Here is a 15040-nt window from a genome sequence, read left to right as displayed (position 1 = left end):
GCAAGATAGTGAATACATAATCGCTATCAACAAAGATGCAGAAGCTCCAATCATGAAAGTTGCAGATTTAGGATTAGTTGGAGACTTAAATAAAGTAATTCCAGAATTAATAGCTCAAATAAAAGCTGCTAAAAACTAATCTAAAATTTAATTTGACTTTTACTCCCGCGTTATACGTGGGAGTAAATATAAAAAGCTAAGGGAACAATTGACCAAATTGGCAGTTGATTACCCTTAGCTTTTTATATTTGCTTATTTTGTTATAAGGCTTTTAATTTGTTCATCCCATGTCTTAACATATTTGCCTGTGGCCCAGTGAGACATTACTACTGTTTCTTCATCTTTTAAAGAAATTGTTTTTAATGGTTTTTTACTTAATTCTTCATTTATAATATCATATATAAGAATTGAGGATTTTGTCAGTACCATTACAAAATTTTTATTTGGTGGAGAGTATGCATCTACAGCCTCAGGAACTCTCTCTTTTATTACATTCCATGTAGGATATAGAGAATCATATGTTACAAGCTCTTTAGAAGCTATTATAGGAATATTAAAATCACCATAGCTGTCTTTATAGGCTTCAGAAGAGTAATTCAAACGCCCTTTTAAAATCCATTTTCCATTTTCACGAGCTAAACCAAAACTATCAGAACGAGGAAAACTTTCTAATTTTTGTTTTTCTTCATAGTTTAGTGAGTTTAAGTAAGTAGCAGCGCCTTGTTTTAAAGCTTTAATTCCTTGAACGCCTATAATTTTACCAATAGAGATAGAAGTCGTAGTTTTCATTTCTAAGGTATCTAATGGTTGAACTTGAAGCAAATTATATTTATACGTATATTGAGATCCTTTTTTATATCCACCACCGCTTAATTCCAAAGAAATATAATCGCTTCCTACGAAAAGAATATCTGCTAAACTATGAAATTGTTCATCTTTCGATATGGAAGTATGGTTTGGTTTAAATTCGACTGCTTTTTCAATAGGATAAGCAAATATATAATCTTTTACATAAGTTTGGGTGACTTCTCTGTTGGTGTTTATTTTCCAGAATCCATTCTGTCTAGGCGCAAGAATGAATGGAAGGTCATTTACAGATACAACAGAATCACCAGTAAAGTTAATCCATAGACTTCTATAAACAGGTTCCTTAACAGGAGCTTTTGAAAAGCTGTAAGGAAGTTTATATGAAACTGGTTTATAGGATTTTAAGCCCAATAAAATACCTGAGCTAAATTGTTGTAAAATTTCAGAATCAGAAAAAGATTTATTGTTATTCTTTATTATTTTTGAATGTTTTCCAGTTTCATCATCAGTAGTCTCCGCTCTGTTTAGTGCTTTATTTAAATTAGTGTCTGCAGAGGTAAGCTGAGAATTTTTTGTCATATGAAAAAACACGCCATTTGAATAAGTCATAATTTTATCTTCTTCTAATATAATAAAGGAAGCAAAAAAATTTTCATTGCTGGAAATTGATACTATTTGAACTTTGTTTTTAGCTATTCCTATACTTTCAGGATTAACTAAATAATTTCCCATAAAGTAATTTTGAGCATCTACAGTTTTAATTTTATATTTTGGTGATTCACAAGAGTCTTTATATAAAATTACTTTATTCTTGTTAAAGGATACAATTTTACCTATTTTATCTTTAATCTCCTTATTGTCCATTGTACTAGAAGTACCAGTGTAGTACCTATCTGTTACCCAAACACCATCAAGGGGCATATTATTATTTTTAGGAGGTAAGATTTTAGCGGCATTTGACATATCATTTTTGCTGCATCCAATTAAATTTAAAGCTAAAAGGAATATACACATTAGAAAAATATATTTAATTTGCTTCATGTTCTAACAACCTCCTGTAAAAGTTAAAGGGAGCATGATTTGTATTTCGGTTCCTTTGTATTCTTCACTTAAAATTTTCAGTGTTCCCTTGTGAAGAGAAACTATTTCACTGCATATGGAAAGACCTATACCATTTTTTGATTTACTATTTTTGCCCTTATAAAATTTTTCAGTAACCTTAGGCAAATCTTCTTTTGAGATACCGCAGCCAGTGTCTTTTATACTTATAAGCAGAGTATTATCTAATTTACAGGTAGTGATTGTTATTTCACCACCGCTAGGAGTAAATTTAAAAGCATTATCCAAAATATTCATAAAGAGTTGCTTAAGCCTGTTTACATCTGCGAATATTTCAGGAAGTTTATCTTTATTAATAAGTGAAAGCTTAATATTTTCTCTTTGTGATCTTGGAGCTGATTGTCTAACCATATACATTAGAAACTCTTCAAGATCAATCCAATCTTTTTGTAGAACAATTTTCCCAGAAATTAATTTTGAAAAATCTAGAAGTTCTTCAACTAATAAAGTTAATCTGTCACATTCCTGTTCAATAATTTTAAGACCGTCTTCAAATTCAGTTTTGTTTTCAGGATTACACAAACTTAATGCTACTGCCCAACCTTTAATAGAGGTTAATGGAGTTCTCAGTTCATGAGAAACGGAAGCTATAAATTCATTTTTTAATCTTTCATTGTTTTGGATTTCTTCAGCCATATAATTCAATGTATCTGCTAGTTTGCCAAGTTCATCATCAGAGTTTTTTTGTATTTTCTTATTAAATTTGCCAGAGGCCATTTCTTCTGCTCCAGTTGTTATTACTTTTATGGGCTGAGTTATTCTATTGGAAATAAAAATACTTACTAAACTTGATAATATTATTACTGCAGCGCCTATGAGAAGCATAAATAATGAAATTTGTGATATATTTTCATCAACCTTCTCTAGAGAGGTAATAAATCTAATTACTCCTTCAACTTTATCTTGTTTTTTTAATGGATAGGCTATGCACATTATTGTTTCCTTACTGTTTGGAGAGTCATAAATATAAGAACCCAAATTTCCAGATAAGGCAGAACGAAAATCTTTTGAGTTTATAGATTCAGACTGATAATATCCTATGGAATCCATTAAAATATTTCCTGAAAGGTTCAAAATTTGAACTTCGGCAGGAGTGTTTTTCCAAAAAACATCTACATCATCTGCTATATTTTCTTCAAGACCAGTTGAAGAAAGATAAGTGTTGTAAAAATCAGCAGACAATTTTATTTGAGTTGACAGAAGTTCACGAGTATTATCATAAAAATATTTTTTTACTGAAGATATTAAAAAGATTTCACAAATAGCAACAGTTAATATTATTATCAGGAAGTAACTTCTAGTTAATCGTGTTTTTATTGAATTCAACTCAATTCTCCTTCCAGCTATATCCCATTCCCCAAACGGTTTGCAAGTAATTTGGTGAGGACGGATCATATTCAAGCTTATTTCTAAGTCTACGAACATTTACATCTACTATTTTAGGATCTCCTACAAAATTATATCCCCATGCCAAGTCTAAAAGCTTGTTCCTACTTAAAGCTTTATTTGAATTTTGCATAAATATTTTCAAAAGTAAGAATTCCTTAGGAGTTAAATTCAACTTAATATCATTTTTATAAGCTGTTTTACAACTTATATCTATTTTAAAAGGACCAGATACTATAATATCAGAATTTTCTTCCTCAGAGGGTTTAATACGTCTCAGTAAAGAATTTATTCTTGCAGAAAGCTCTAAAGGATTGAATGGTTTAACCATGTAATCATCAGCACCGTATTCAAGACCTTTAACTTTGTCCATATCTTGACCTCGAGCGGTTAGCATTATTATTCCCTTATCAGGATAATCCTTTCTTATTATTTCACATACTTGAAAACCATCAATGCCAGGCAGCATTAAATCTAAAAGGATAACGTCAGGATTTTCTATATTTACTTTAGACAAGCCTTCTTCACCACTGGAAGCTTGAATAACCTCGAAACCCTGTTTACTTAAAACCAATTTTACAAATTTTCGTATAGATTCTTCATCTTCTATAATCAAAACTTTATTATTCATAGTATCACCTCAACACTATTGTCATGGAATTATGATGTATAGTGGTTAAAAAATAATGACAATTTACATGTTTCATTTTCAAATTTATTTTTTATTTCTTTTACAGATAAATCATTTGTTAACTTTAATATAATGAAAACTATTTTTTACAATGTATATATTATAATACATTGGTATCAAATTTTAAAATTTGAAGTTAATAAGTCATTACTAAAATATTAATTGTAATAAGGAGAGCAAAACAATATAATAGAATAAAATAGGATTTTAATGGATAGAATTCTATTTATGAATATGTTTTTAAAAAGAAAGAGGTGTTAAAGGTGGAGGGGAATAATTTAACAGGTTTAAAGGGATTAAAAAAAATCAGAACACCAAAGTTTAAAAGAGAAACTATAGATACAGTATTAGACAAGTTTATAGAAGCATACATAACTTATGGACAGATAGCGGCATCAGGTTATTGTTTGCATAAACAAATCAAATATTTATCATATATAATTGAGAATGAAAAGGAAATGCATGTTAAAAATAACGAATCCATAGATAAAATAAGCAATATACTGAATGAAGAGCTAAAAAGAGAAAATATTACTGAAGAAGAAAGAAAAGATCTTTACAGATTATTAAGTCAGGTAAGCTCTATCCATAAAGAGAGTCAGCTTCAAAAGGCAAAGCATGTAACTTCAAGGTTAATGGCGGCTATGGGTATTGCAGGATCAGTTGCAATTTCTTTAGGAACTGTATTGATTCATGAAAAGTATAAAACTCAGAGAGAAATGGCAAAGTGGAATAATTATTAATAATTTCGATAATAATATTGACATATTAAGTTAAATATCATAATATTTTAGATAAGAATTTAATAAAAATGCATTGAAGAGAAGAGTAGTAAATGAAAATGTCTAAAGAGAGCTAGGATAGGTGAAAACTAGCGATATGGAAGTTTACGAATATGGCCTTGGAGCAGATTGCCTGAATTATTTAGGGTAGTACGGAAGCAGCCGTTATACTGCAGGGTGATAAAATTAACTTTGGTTAAGGAGTCACTTATTGAGGTTTTTGTTGTGAAACAAGAACGAATTAGAGTGGTAACGCGTAAATTTATGCCTCTAAGCAGACAATATGCTTAGAGGCTTTTATATTTATTTAAGAAGAAATTTAAAGAATATATAGGGAGGAATTTTAATGAGTAAAGGAAGCTATTATATAACGACACCTATTTACTATCCATCTGCCAAATTACATATAGGAAATACATATACTACAGTAGCTGCGGATGCTATAGCAAGATTTAAAAAACTTACAGGATATGATACTTTTTTCTTAACAGGAACAGATGAGCATGGACAAAAGATTCAAAGACTTGCAGAAGCAAAAGGAGTTACTCCAAAGGAATATGTTGATGAAATTGTTGCAGGGATAAAAGATTTATGGAAAACAATGAATATAAGCTACGATAAATTTATAAGAACTACTGATGATTATCACATTGAAACAGTTCAAAAGATATTTAAAAAGTTATATGATCAAGGAGACATTTACAAAAGTGAGTATGAAGGATTGTATTGTACACCTTGTGAATCCTTCTGGACAGAAACTCAACTTGTAGATGGAAAATGTCCTGATTGTGGAAGACCAGTTGAAAAGACTAAAGAAGAAGCTTATTTCTTCAAAATGTCTAAGTATGCTGATAAGCTTATAGAATATATTGAAGCTCATCCAGAGTTTATACAGCCAGAATCAAGAAAAAATGAAATGCTTAATAACTTCTTAAGACCGGGACTTCAAGATTTATGTATATCAAGAACATCTTTTGATTGGGGAATTCCTGTAACTTTCGATGAAAAACATGTTATATATGTATGGATAGATGCACTTTCAAACTATATAACTGCTTTAGGATACAACCAAGAAAATGATGAATTATACAGCAAATACTGGCCTGCAAATGTACATCTTGTAGGAAAGGATATATTAAGATTCCATACAATCTATTGGCCAATAATGCTTATGGCTTTAGATATACCACTTCCAAAACAAGTATTTGGTCATGGATGGCTTTTAGTTGATGGCGGCAAAATGTCAAAATCAAAGGGTAATGTAGTAGATCCTGCAGTTTTAGTTGAGCACTTTGGTACAGATGCAGTTAGATATTATCTTCTACACGAAATACCATTTGGTCAAGATGGAATGTATACAAGTGAAATTTTCATAAAGAAAACAAACTCAGATCTTGCAAATGATCTTGGAAACCTTGTAAATAGAACAATTGCGATGATTAATAAATATTTTGAGGGAACAATTCAAGCACCTACTGCAAAAGAAGATATAGATGAAGATTTAATAAGAATTGCTCTTGAAGCTCCAGCTAAAGTGGAAAAGAGAATGAATGACCTTAAATTACCTGAAGCATTAGATGAAATATGGACACTTGTAAGACGCAGCAATAAATATATAGATGAAACAATGCCTTGGGTACTAGCTAAGGATGAAGCTAAAAAAGAGAGACTTGGAACTGTTTTATATAACCTTGTTGAAAGCTTGAGAATAGTTTCAGTAATGGTTTCACCATTCTTGCCAGAAACAAGTGAAAAGATAAATAAACAATTAAATGTAGAGCTTACATCATGGGACAGCATAGCTTCCTTCGATGGCACAAAAGCTGGAACAAAGGTTGGAGAAGGAGAAGCTATATTCCCAAGAATAGACGTTGAAAAGAAATTAGAGGAACTTGCAAAATTACAAGAAGAACAATCAAAAGCTGCACCAGGTCCATCAATGGAACCAATAAAGCCTGAAATTACTATAGAAGATTTTGATAAAGTTGATTTAAGAGTAGCAAAGGTAATAGAATGTGAGCCAGTAAAGAAGGCAAAGAAGCTTCTTAAATTAAAAGTAGATTTAGGTGGAGAAATAAGACAGGTAGTATCGGGCATAGCTAAATATTACAAACCAGAAGAAATGGTTGGAAAATATATAGTTTTAGTAGCTAACCTAAAACCGGTAAAGTTGATGGGAGAGTTATCACAAGGAATGATACTTGCAGCATCAGATGATAAAGATAATCTTATGGTAGTAAATCCAGGTGAACTTCCAACTGGAAGCAGGGTTAAGTAAAGTAATATAAAAGAAGTAAAGATAAGAATTAAAATTCAAATAAGTAAAAACGAACTGTAATGAGCACAATTTACTTGCAGTTCGTTTTTACTTTTGAAATTCTGCATTAAGATATGTTTGAATATATTTTGATATAATGTTTTATATACTAAAAGATTACGGGGGGGATGATATTGGGCAAGAGATTTAATGCCAGATGGGTTCTGTATTTATTTGCAATGAGTCTTATATGTTCAACATACTGCATTAAAGTAAATGCAAAAGATAATCAACAAAAAACAGATTACTCCAAGGTTGAAGCTATAAATAATGATTTTATAGAAACTAAAGTTAAAGTGCTTTCTTCAAGTAAGAGTCCGCAGGATAATTTTATAGGTAAAATATTAAAAGGGGCTATAGAAAGTTATAATACATATAAAGTATTACCGTCCGTTACAATTGCACAAGCTATCTTGGAATCAGGATGGGGAAAGAGTCTAAAAGCTACTAAATATAATAATTTATTTGGTATTAAAGCAGATAAAAAATGGACAGGCCCTAAAGTTAAACTGTCTTCAAAGGAATATATAAGAGGTAAAAGGAGAACAGTATATTCATATTGGAGAGTTTATAATAGTTTAAATGATTCAATAGTTGATCATGGAAAGTTTTTACATGAAAGACCTTGGTATAGAGAAGCTGGAGTATTCAAAGCCACAAATTATGTAGAACAGATAAAGGCTGTTAAAAAAGGTGGATATTGCACGGACCCTGAGTATGTTAACAAAATTTGCAGGATAATAAATCAATATGATTTATGGCAGTATGATCCAAATGGAAAAGAGATGAAATTTTAATATATTTAATTTTAAAACTTTGTATAGTAAAATTGGTATTAGAGAATGCAAACTTATATTTTAGTATATTGTAATAGAAAGGAAGAAGAATATGTTGTATACAAGACTTTTATTTGCAGCTGTAATCGGTGCAGTTATAGGTTATATAACTAACTGGTTAGCTATAAAGATGTTATTTCGTCCTCATACAGAAAAAAGAATTTTCGGTATAAAAATACCATTTACTCCAGGACTTATTCCAAAGGAGAAAGAGAGAATTGCAAAAAGTGTAGGGGATGCAATAGGTACACATCTTTTAACTAGTGAGACTATGGTTGAAGCACTTACAAATAATGGAGTGGATGAGAAATTCAAAAAATGGGTTGAAGGCAAGGTTATAGAAATTGAGAAAAGTAGAATTTCAATAGGTCAGCAGATAAAGAACATAATTGGAGATAAGTATCAAAGCTTTATTGAGTACATAAAAATAAAAGTAACTGAACTAGTACTCCTTAATATCAGGAAAGAAAAATTTAAAAAAGAAGCAGAAGATATTATATTAGATACTATAAAAAAGGAATTATCAAAGAGCCCAAGCAGTATTATAGAAAGCGAATTTTATAACAAAATAAGAGCAGGATTAATCAGAGAAGCTGGTGCATATAAAGACTCTGATGAATTTAATGCAAAAATTCAGCAAATCATAGGAAATAAAATAAATGAGTTAGGTAATTTGGATAAGACGTTGGAAGAAGTCATACCTGTTAGCCTTGTGAGTACAATTAAGGTTTATGTATATAGCAAAAATTATGACATTGCTATGTCTATAAAGGATATGCTTAAGGAAGAACGTGTAAAGGAAAAACTTAAAAATGCCCTTATGGGAATGGTAGGTTCAAATTTAAATCCAATGATTGCTATGTTTTTAAATCCAGATACTATTTATGATAAGCTTTCTGTTGTTGTAGATGAGCAGTTAGATAAGGAAGATACTCAAAAGGAAATTGCTCTGTTTATAAATGATGTAATAGATAAACTTCTTAAGAATAAAGTTTCAGAGATTATTTCAGTTGTTTCAGAAGAAGAAAAAGAAAGAAATACAAAGTTATTAAGCGATACTATAATTAATAAAGTTATAGGAAATAATCTAATAGAAGAAATTTTTAATTCTTTAGAAAATAAGATGAAGAATAATGAAAGTATAGACAATATGCTTTCAGCAATAAATATAAATTCAGAAGATATAATTAGGAATTTCGTGAGAAATAAGATTGATGATATAGTTGATAATAAAGATATTGAAGGAAAAATTATATTTTATGTTAATTCTTCAATAGATAAAGCATTAACTGTTACTTTAGAACAAATTTCAAAAGGAAATGAAGAGAAGGTTTCAAGGGTTGCATCAAATACAGCAGGTGTTATATTTGATAGATTTATTACAAATAAAGCAGGAGAATTCATAGCTGCTTTTGATATTAAGAAGATAGTAGAAGACAGAATAAATTCTTTTGATGTTGCTTTTGCAGAAGAAATAATACTAGAAATTGCAAGCAAGGAGTTAAGTGCTATAACTTGGCTTGGAGCTTTACTTGGATGCATAATGGGATTTGTATCCACATTAATTGCAGCAGTATAATAGTAGTGACCAGGTGCTAGACAAAAATAATTTTTATTATTGGTATACTAGTATCTGAATTTAAAAGGGAGGAAATAGAAATGATTTTTGATTCACATGCTCATTATGATGACAGACGTTTTAATGAAGATAGAGAACAGGTTATAAAAGAATTAAAAGAAAATGATATAGTAGGAGTATTAAATTGTGGTGCTTCTCTAAGAGGAACAAGAGCTTCTGCAAAGCTTGCAGAGAAGTATGACATATTTTATGCAGCAGTGGGTATACATCCAGGAAATGCTTATGAGCTTACAAAGGAAGCATTGGATGAAATTAAAAAGATGACGAAAAAGGATAAAGTAAGAGCCATAGGAGAAATTGGTTTGGATTACTACTGGGAAGAAAATCCACCAAAGGAAGTGCAGAAAGCAGTTTTTAGAAAACAGATGGAGCTTGCAAGGGAATTAAACTTGCCAGTTGTGATTCATGATAGAGATGCTCATGGAGATACTCTGGATATTATGAAAGAATTTCCAGAAGTAAAGGGAGTTGTTCATTGTTTTTCAGGCAGTGTTGAATTTGCTCGTGAATGCTTAAAATTAGGTTATTACATAGGTATTACTGGGGTTATAACCTTTAAAAATTCTAAAAAATTAAGAGATGTGGCTAAGGAAGTTCCTTTAGATAGGATTTTAGTAGAAACAGATTGTCCTTATATGGCGCCAACTCCTTATAGGGGGGAAAGAAACAGATCAGAGTATATAAAGTATGTAATAGAGCAAATAGCAGAAATAAAAGAGGTTTCAGTGGAAGAAATACAAGATATAACTATAGAAAATATCAAAAACTTGCTAAAAATATCTTAATAGTGTAAAATGTATATAAGCCGATTGACATAAAAAGGAAAAAAGGTTCTGTAGAATATTTTCCTTAATTTTGCACACTAATGGTGCATATTAGGAATTTTATAACATAAATGCAGTAAAATATTGTGTGCAAGCCATTAGTTTGTAGGATAATTATGCATATGATGCATTTTATTTACACAGAATGAAGGCAAAAGGCGCTTAATTTGACGAAATATGAAATACACGATATAATGGTTAAGTCAATTTTGTCAAGGGGGTTTATATTATGTTTAACAAATTTTATGGCGACATAAAGACCTACTTCTCAAATGGACCTAGAGTGTTTTTCATGGCTATGCTAATTTTCATGTCTGCAGTAATTATGGTATTCAGCATGGAAAAGAGCGTAAATATTGTAATCGACGGAAAAGAAATGAGCATAATCACATATAAGAACAGCGTAAAAGACATATTAAAGAAAAATAATATTGCACTGGGTCCCAAGGATATTGTAGAACCAGACTTAAACAGTAAGATAAAATCAGGAGACACAATAAGAATAGAAAAAGCTATAAATATCCAATTACAAGTAGATGGTAAAACAAAAACTGTCGCTACTACAGCAGATAATGTTGAAGAAATGCTAAAAGAAGAAAAAATAGCATTAGGAGCTGAAGATAAGGTTTCACCATCAAGAGAAGAAGTAACTAAGGCTGGCTTAAAGGTAGTAGTTACTAGGGTAGAATCAAAGGTAGAAAAAAATGTAGCAGCTATTGAATTTACTACCGAAGTAAAAAAAGATGGCGACATGAAGGAAGGCATCAAAAAAGTTGTACAAGAAGGTGCAGCTGGAGAAAAAGAAATACAGTATAAAGTTACTTATGAAAATGGAAAAGAAGTATCTAGACAAGTAGTATCAGAAAAAGTAACTAAAAAGCCTACAAATAAGGTTGTAGCTATGGGAACCTTAAAAACTGTAAAGCTTTCACGTGGTAATTTTAGCTATTCTTCAAAAATAAGAATGAGAGCTACTGCGTACACTTCAAGCTTTAAAGATACAGGCAAGAGACCTGGAGATAGAGGCTTTGGAGTTACTGCATCTGGAACGAAAACCAAGAGAAACTCTGATGGGTACAGCACTGTAGCTGTTGATCCAAGAATCATTCCACTTGGAACTAAGCTGTATATTGAAGGTTATGGTTTTGCTATAGCTGAAGATACAGGGGGAGCTATTAAAGGTAATAAAATAGATTTATACTTTAATTCCGATAGTCAGGTTTACAGATTTGGAGTTAGATATGTAGACGTATATGTTTTGAAATAGAGCGCTTAGCGCTCTATTTTTATTTGATATAGTTTATATTATACTTTTTATTTGTAAAAAAATATATATTAAATTGTATATAAGTTGTAAATTTTTATAGAGATAAAGTATATAGATTGTAATTATCAATATTCATTGCTAAATGGTCAATTTGCGAAAAGCTTCAATGAAGTTTTAATAGAAAGAATAGTATTTATTACAACTTATATATGAAAAACAAATTGAATTAAAAATTCTTTGGTTTATAATAGAAAAGGGAAGAATTGATAAAAGTAATATCAACTGAATAGTTACAGTTGTTAAAGGTTGGAGGATTTTGTTAACATGATGATAAAAGAAGTTATTGTAGTAGAAGGAAGAGACGATATAACAGCAGTAAAAAGAGCAGTAGATGCAGAAATAATTGCTGTTGGAGGATTTGGTATAAATAAAAAAGTAATAGATAGAATAAAAGAAGCTCAGAAAAGACAGGGAGTAATTGTTTTTACAGATCCTGACTTTGCTGGTGAAAAGATAAGAAGAATAATATCAAAGAGAGTAAGCGGCGTAAAGCATGCATACATAACAAAGCAGGAAGGGCTTCGTGATGATGATATAGGAGTTGAAAATGCTTCACCTGAGACTATAATAAGAGCATTAAAAAATGCCAAGTGTGAAGTAAAAGAAAAAAGAGATTTTTTTAATACACAAGATTTATATTACTTTAATCTGACTGGAAACAGTGAGGCTAAGAAAAGAAGGGAAGCACTTGGAAGAGAACTAGGAATAGGTTACTGCAATTCTGCACAATTTATAACTAGATTGAATAATTACGGAATAACTAGAGAAGAATTTGTAGCTGCTATTAATAAAATAAGTAAGGAGATATAAAATGGAAAAAGTAAATACTAAAGAATTAGTTAAGAAATATAATTTTAAGTTTACTAAAAGCTTAGGACAGAATTTTTTAATAGACGATAAGGTACTGGATGATATAGTAGATGGTGCTGAAGTTTCAAAAGATGACTTCGTAATAGAAATAGGACCGGGAGTTGGAACTCTTACAAAAGAGTTATTAGGAAAAGCTAAAAAAGTTTGTTCTGTGGAGTTAGATTCAGATCTTATACCTATACTTGAAGAAGAGCTTGGAGGGCATGATAATTTTCAACTTATACATAAGGATGCTTTAAAAGTTGATTTTAATGAAGTAATAGGAGAAGAAGTGAATGTTAAAGTAGTAGCTAACCTGCCTTATTATGTTACTACACCTATAATAGCAAGAATGCTAAATGAGAATTATAAATTTAAATCTTTGACAATAATGATCCAAAAGGAAGTGGCCGAGAGAATAGATGCAGATCCTAATTGTAAAGAATATGGTTCGCTTTCTATACTTGTACAATATTATTGTGACACTAAAATTATACGAACAGTTTCTCCATCATCATTTGTGCCCCAGCCTAAGGTGGATTCAATAGTTATAAGATTGGATAAGTTAGATAAACCTAGAGTTCAGACTAAAGATAAAGAACTATTTTTTAAGATAGTAAGACAATCTTTTAATATGAGAAGAAAGACTTTAAGAAATGCAGTAAAGAGTATGAAGATGATGAATGGAGAAGAAATGGAAAAGGCTTTTGAAAATGCAAATATAGATCCTAAAAGAAGAGGAGAAACTTTATCGCTTCAAGAATTTGCAGATTTAGCAGATGCAGTATATGATATAATAACTAACAATTAATAATTATTAATCCCCAGTTGCCAGTAAGAAAGATATTTTTAATGGTTACTGGGGATTAGCTATTTGTGCTAGAGTACAACCCCTAAATTTCAAAGTTTTTTTGAAAAGAGTTCATTTTTTAGAAACATAGCATATATTATAATAATGAATAAGATTGTATGGGGGGAGAAGAGGTGTCAGCTAAAAAAAACTACAGCAGGTACTTTATAATATTGCAGGAAGATGAAAAAGGGTTCTCAATAGATGCTAATAAATTTCCAACGGGATATACTAAAATTGAAAAGAAAAATAATAAATGCAAAATATCATATTATGTTCAAAACTTAAATAAATCTAAAGAACCTTATTACATGATTTTAATATGCAGTAAGAAGAGTGAAAATAAGTTAATAAAATTAGGAAAAATGAACATAGATGATTATGGAAGATCAGAGATATCATACGAATATGGTATAGAAAACATAGCTAACAGCGGAATCTCTATGGATAAAATTAAAGGGGCGGCAATAGTCCATTTTCAAGAAACAAGCATGAGAGCTGTTTTAACAGGATTTATCAGTGGAACCAGACTCGAGGAATGGAAAAAATATTCTATTGTCGAAAATAAAGAACAGTTGAGAGAAGATAAGAATGAAACTGATGAACAGATAGATAAAAGTAATGATGATATAAAGAAAAGTTCTGATTTTGAGGATAATAGAGATATAGTCAAAGATAAAGCAGTTAAAGAAGAGATTAAAACAAAAATAGAAAAAATAGAAAAAATAGATAATAAAAATAAATCAGAAAATAATATATTTGATGAATATGAAAAGAACATAGAAATGGCTAAGAACATAAACAGTAATAATAGAGAACTTAATGATGCTGATATAAATCAAAGTATAAATGAAAATGAAAGTGATGATATTACTGATGCTTTAGATGATGTAGATGATACAAATAGCGAGAGGCATAGTAATGAAAACAAGACTGCTAAGGAAATTGATGATACAGCCGAATTAGAAGATTATAGAGGTGAAGATACAAGGAATAAAGACAAAGAAAAGTATAAAGATAAGTGTGAATGTGAGTGTGAATGTGAGTGTGAGGATAACTACAAAGACAAGTATGAATGTAAGTGCAAAGAGAAGTTTAAAGAGAAGTATGAATACAATTACAAGGATAAATATAAAGACAATGGAGATAATAAGGATTATCCAGTTGGAACATTAGGAGAATTCTTTAAGAATCTTGCCAAAGATCTTGAAGAGGTTACTGATGTCTGCTCTGAAATAGGAAAATGCAAGTGGTATAAAGTTCCAGCAGAGAAGCTTGAGAATATTAATGATACATCAGATTTAGATAAATATACTATTTTATATTATCCGATGATTTGCTATTATCCTTATATTAAAAAACATGGTCATTATCTTGTAGGATACAAGTGTGATTCAAAAGGTAGAATGAGATATTTGGTATATGCAATACCTGGTACTAAAATTATGAATGATCAACCATTTGGAGGAGCAACAGGTTTTACAACTTGGGTTTGTAAAGATCATACTGAAGATAAAATACACAGCGTAGGATATTGGGTAATGTTTTATGATTTCAAGAATTCAAGAATTATGATGCCGGTAATATAATGTATATTAAAACTAACTGCTTAA

General features: G+C 30.3%; 12 protein-coding genes, 1 pseudogene and 1 other annotated feature. Of the genes and pseudogenes, 10 read left to right on the top strand and 3 right to left on the bottom strand.

The genetic code is table 11. From position 1 onward, the window contains the following. Nucleotides 1–139 (top strand): annotated as a pseudogene (locus OIO11_RS10865) (electron transfer flavoprotein subunit alpha); the annotation flags it as partial. A 113-nt stretch (nt 140–252) separates the two neighbouring features. Here OIO11_RS10865 and OIO11_RS10860 read toward each other — a convergent pair. From OIO11_RS10860 to OIO11_RS10850, 3 genes are read right to left on the bottom strand one after another with little or no spacing between them, the layout of a single operon-like run. Continuing rightward, nucleotides 253–1848, bottom strand: coding sequence for a hypothetical protein (locus OIO11_RS10860; RefSeq protein WP_268071484.1), 1596 nt, complete (start codon nt 1846–1848; stop codon nt 253–255). A gap of 3 nt (nt 1849–1851) precedes the next feature. Then, the gene (locus tag OIO11_RS10855; RefSeq protein ID WP_442781296.1) at nt 1852–3252 is read right to left on the bottom strand and encodes a sensor histidine kinase; all 1401 of its coding nucleotides are present in this window, start codon (nt 3250–3252) and stop codon (nt 1852–1854) included. A gap of 1 nt (nt 3253) precedes the next feature. After that, a complete protein-coding gene (locus OIO11_RS10850; RefSeq protein ID WP_268071483.1) occupies nt 3254–3943 on the bottom strand; it encodes a response regulator transcription factor in 690 nt (229 codons plus the stop codon). Between the two features lie 323 nt (nt 3944–4266). Here OIO11_RS10850 and OIO11_RS10845 point away from each other — a divergent pair, with 323 nt between their 5' ends. From OIO11_RS10845 to OIO11_RS10805, 9 genes are all read left to right on the top strand, one after another. Further along, nucleotides 4267–4746 carry a hypothetical protein gene (locus OIO11_RS10845; RefSeq protein WP_268071482.1) on the top strand — a complete coding sequence of 160 codons (480 nt, stop codon included), beginning with the start codon at nt 4267–4269 and terminating at the stop codon, nt 4744–4746. A gap of 64 nt (nt 4747–4810) precedes the next feature. Next, nucleotides 4811–5060, top strand: a binding site (T-box leader). A 71-nt stretch (nt 5061–5131) separates the two neighbouring features. After that, nucleotides 5132–7063, top strand: coding sequence for a methionine--tRNA ligase (gene metG, locus OIO11_RS10840; RefSeq protein ID WP_268071481.1), 1932 nt, complete (start codon nt 5132–5134; stop codon nt 7061–7063). A 173-nt stretch (nt 7064–7236) separates the two neighbouring features. Next, a complete protein-coding gene (locus OIO11_RS10835; protein WP_268071480.1) occupies nt 7237–7899 on the top strand; it encodes a glycoside hydrolase family 73 protein in 663 nt (220 codons plus the stop codon). Nucleotides 7900–7990: 91 nt separating this feature from the next. After that, a complete protein-coding gene (locus OIO11_RS10830; RefSeq protein ID WP_268071479.1) occupies nt 7991–9517 on the top strand; it encodes a DUF445 family protein in 1527 nt (508 codons plus the stop codon). Nucleotides 9518–9597: 80 nt separating this feature from the next. Next, entirely contained in the window at nt 9598–10362 is a 765-nt protein-coding gene (locus OIO11_RS10825) for a TatD family hydrolase (protein ID WP_268071478.1), read from the top strand. A gap of 268 nt (nt 10363–10630) precedes the next feature. After that, the gene (locus OIO11_RS10820; RefSeq protein WP_268071477.1) at nt 10631–11668 is read left to right on the top strand and encodes a ubiquitin-like domain-containing protein; all 1038 of its coding nucleotides are present in this window, start codon (nt 10631–10633) and stop codon (nt 11666–11668) included. Between the two features lie 327 nt (nt 11669–11995). Next, nucleotides 11996–12538, top strand: coding sequence for a ribonuclease M5 (gene rnmV, locus OIO11_RS10815; protein ID WP_268071492.1), 543 nt, complete (start codon nt 11996–11998; stop codon nt 12536–12538). Between the two features lies 1 nt (nt 12539). Continuing rightward, nucleotides 12540–13388 (top strand): 16S rRNA (adenine(1518)-N(6)/adenine(1519)-N(6))-dimethyltransferase RsmA, encoded by an 849-nt coding sequence (gene rsmA, locus OIO11_RS10810; RefSeq protein ID WP_268071476.1) that lies wholly within the window; start codon nt 12540–12542, stop codon nt 13386–13388. Between the two features lie 173 nt (nt 13389–13561). After that, the gene (locus OIO11_RS10805; protein ID WP_268071475.1) at nt 13562–15016 is read left to right on the top strand and encodes a DUF7922 domain-containing protein; all 1455 of its coding nucleotides are present in this window, start codon (nt 13562–13564) and stop codon (nt 15014–15016) included. Nucleotides 15017–15040 lie beyond the last annotated feature (24 nt).

It is taken from the genome of Clostridium sp. ZS2-4 (assembly GCF_026719745.1).
GTDB lineage: Bacteria > Bacillota > Clostridia > Clostridiales > Clostridiaceae > Clostridium_H.
The sequence above is the reverse complement of the archived record's forward strand: the minus strand, read 5'-3'. Positions and strand labels throughout refer to the sequence as shown.